This is a genomic window from Mesorhizobium sp. M7A.F.Ca.CA.003.01.2.1 (genome assembly GCF_003998945.1).
Classification (GTDB): domain Bacteria; phylum Pseudomonadota; class Alphaproteobacteria; order Rhizobiales; family Rhizobiaceae; genus Mesorhizobium; species Mesorhizobium ciceri.
This window is the reverse complement of record NZ_RZRA01000933.1, coordinates 1-2,183: the sequence shown is the minus strand read 5'-3', so window position 1 is coordinate 2,183 and position 2,183 is coordinate 1. Positions and strand designations below refer to the sequence as shown.

Here is a 2,183-nt window from a genome sequence, read left to right as displayed (position 1 = left end):
AGGCCGAACGTCATGAACATCAGCGACCCGCTGCGCGCCCAGGTGATGAGCGCCTCGGTCGAAGTGACCAGAAAGCCCTTGTCGGCCAACTCGTTGTTGATCTCGAGGAAGAAGGGATCGTCCTCCCCCACCGGCCTGCCGGTGTTGGGATCGATGATGCCCTTGGGCTTCGGCGCGACGAGGGTGCCTGAACTGTCGTTCAATCCCATTCCAGCGCTCCTTTTTTCCATTCATAGGCAAAGCCGATGGTCAGCACCGCCAAAAAAACCATCATCGACCAGAAACCGAGCATGCCGATCTTCGAAAACGACACCGCCCACGGAAACAGGAAGGCTACTTCCAGGTCGAAGATGATGAACAGGATCGACACCAGGTAGAAACGGATGTCGAACTTCATGCGGGCGTCGTCGAACGAGTTGAAACCGCACTCGTAGGCGGAAAGCTTTTCGGGATCGGGATTGCGGTAGGCCACCAGGAAGGGCGCGGCCAGCAGCGCCAGGCCGACAACCAGCGCCACGCCTATGAACAGGACGATGGGCAGGTATGAGCTCAAGAGTGCGTTCATGCTCGGCTTTCCGTTGGCGCCAATCCACGTTGATTACAGCACCGGACCCTAATGCGGAAGCGTGACAGTTTAACCGCTGAACCGTTTTAAGGGCCTATGCTGCAACGCGGCGAGGGTTAGCGCAGCACTTCCAGCGAAGCAAGTCAAACCTTGTTCAAAACATCGACCTGGACGGCATATCGCGGCAAACTGGTCCGATCCGCTCCTGTTTGATTTCCTTCGCTTTTTACTCCACTTTTCTCTCCTGACATGAATGCTGCCAAAACCCTGCTAGCATGGGTTGGAATCAGCCATTCGACCCTCGGTCAAAACACGTCAAAGTGATACCTGCATGAAGGAAAAGATCTCGCTCCCGATGGCCCGGCGCATCGCCCTTGCCGCCCAAGGGTTCCTCGATCCTCGCCCGACCGGCACGCCCGACCGCCGGCATTTTGCCCGCACGCTCTCCCGCACCGGCCTGTTGCAGATCGATTCCGTCAGCGCGGTGGTGCGCGCTCATTATATGCCGCTCTATTCGCGCCTTGGCCCCTACCCGTTCTCGCTGCTCGACAACGCGGCCGTGACGCGTAAGCGCACGGTTTTCGAATACTGGGCGCACGAGGCGTCCTTCCTGCCGGTCGAGACATACCCGCTGATGCGCTGGCGCATGCAGCGCGCCGAGCGGGGCGAGGAAATGTATCTGGGTCTCGCCAAATGGGGCCGCGAGCACGCCGCCTACATCGAAGAGATCTACCGCGAGGTCGCCGAGCGCGGCCCGATCGCCGCTTCCGCGCTGGAGGGCCAGAAAGGTTCGGGCGGCTGGTGGGGCTGGAGCGATGCCAAACACGCCTTCGAATGGCTGTTCTGGGCCGGCCGCATCACCACGGCGCACCGCCGCGGTTTCGAGCGCTTCTATGACCTGCCCGAGCGCGTGCTGCCGCAGGCGATCCTCGATCTGCCGGTGCCGACGCCTGAGGACGCGCACCGCGAATTGCTGCGCATTTCCGCCCGCGCCCACGGCGTGGCGACTTCAAGCGATTTGCGCGACTATTTCCGCCTGTCGCCGGCCGATATGAAAGGCCGGTTGGAGGAACTGGTTGAAACGGGCGAGTTGCTGCCGGTGCGTGTCGAAGGCTGGGACAAGCCGGCCTATCTTCACCGGGACGCCCGTCTGCCGCGCAAAGTCGAGGCCCGCGCCTTGCTGGCACCCTTCGATCCGGTCGTCTTCGAGCGCTCGCGCACCGAGCGGCTGTTCGATTTCCACTACCGCATCGAGATCTACACACCTGCCGACAAGCGGCAGTATGGCTATTATGTCCTGCCGTTCCTGCTCGGCGACAGGATCGTGGCACGCGTCGACCTCAAGGCCGATCGCCCGGCCAGCATACTGCGGGTCCATGCGGCCTATGCCGAGCCCGGTGCGCCGCCTGAAACCGCTGCGGAGCTGTTCGAGGAATTGAAGCAGATGCAAGGTTGGCTCGGGCTCGAACGCATCGAAGTGACGCCTGCCGGCGATTTGGGCGCGGCGCTGGCCGACATAGCCGTGTCGTAAGCTCGCGTTGACACCGCCGCCCGCAAAAGCCTAAATCCGGTTCCAGATGGTCCCTTGCCCGCAACGGCAAGGGCTAAGAGGGAATGC

General features: G+C 61.8%; 2 protein-coding genes and 1 pseudogene. 1 reads left to right on the top strand and 2 read right to left on the bottom strand.

All coding sequences use genetic code 11. The annotated features are described in order from the left end of the window. Together EN969_RS27865 and EN969_RS27860 are read right to left on the bottom strand one after the other, a co-directional pair. A pseudogene (locus EN969_RS27865) lies at window positions 1–209 on the bottom strand (NADH-quinone oxidoreductase subunit B); the annotation flags it as partial. Beyond that, window positions 200–565, bottom strand: coding sequence for an NADH-quinone oxidoreductase subunit A (locus tag EN969_RS27860; RefSeq protein ID WP_010910112.1), 366 nt, complete (start codon window positions 563–565; stop codon window positions 200–202). The gene EN969_RS27860 and the pseudogene EN969_RS27865, both read right to left, overlap by 10 nt. Before the next feature lie 331 nt (window positions 566–896). On the opposite strand from EN969_RS27860, the gene EN969_RS27855 reads away from it, so the two are divergent. Next, window positions 897–2,096: a winged helix-turn-helix domain-containing protein gene (locus tag EN969_RS27855; RefSeq protein WP_063168239.1), complete on the top strand. Its 1,200-nt coding sequence runs from the start codon at window positions 897–899 to the stop codon at window positions 2,094–2,096. The last annotated feature ends 87 nt before the right edge of the window (window positions 2,097–2,183 follow it).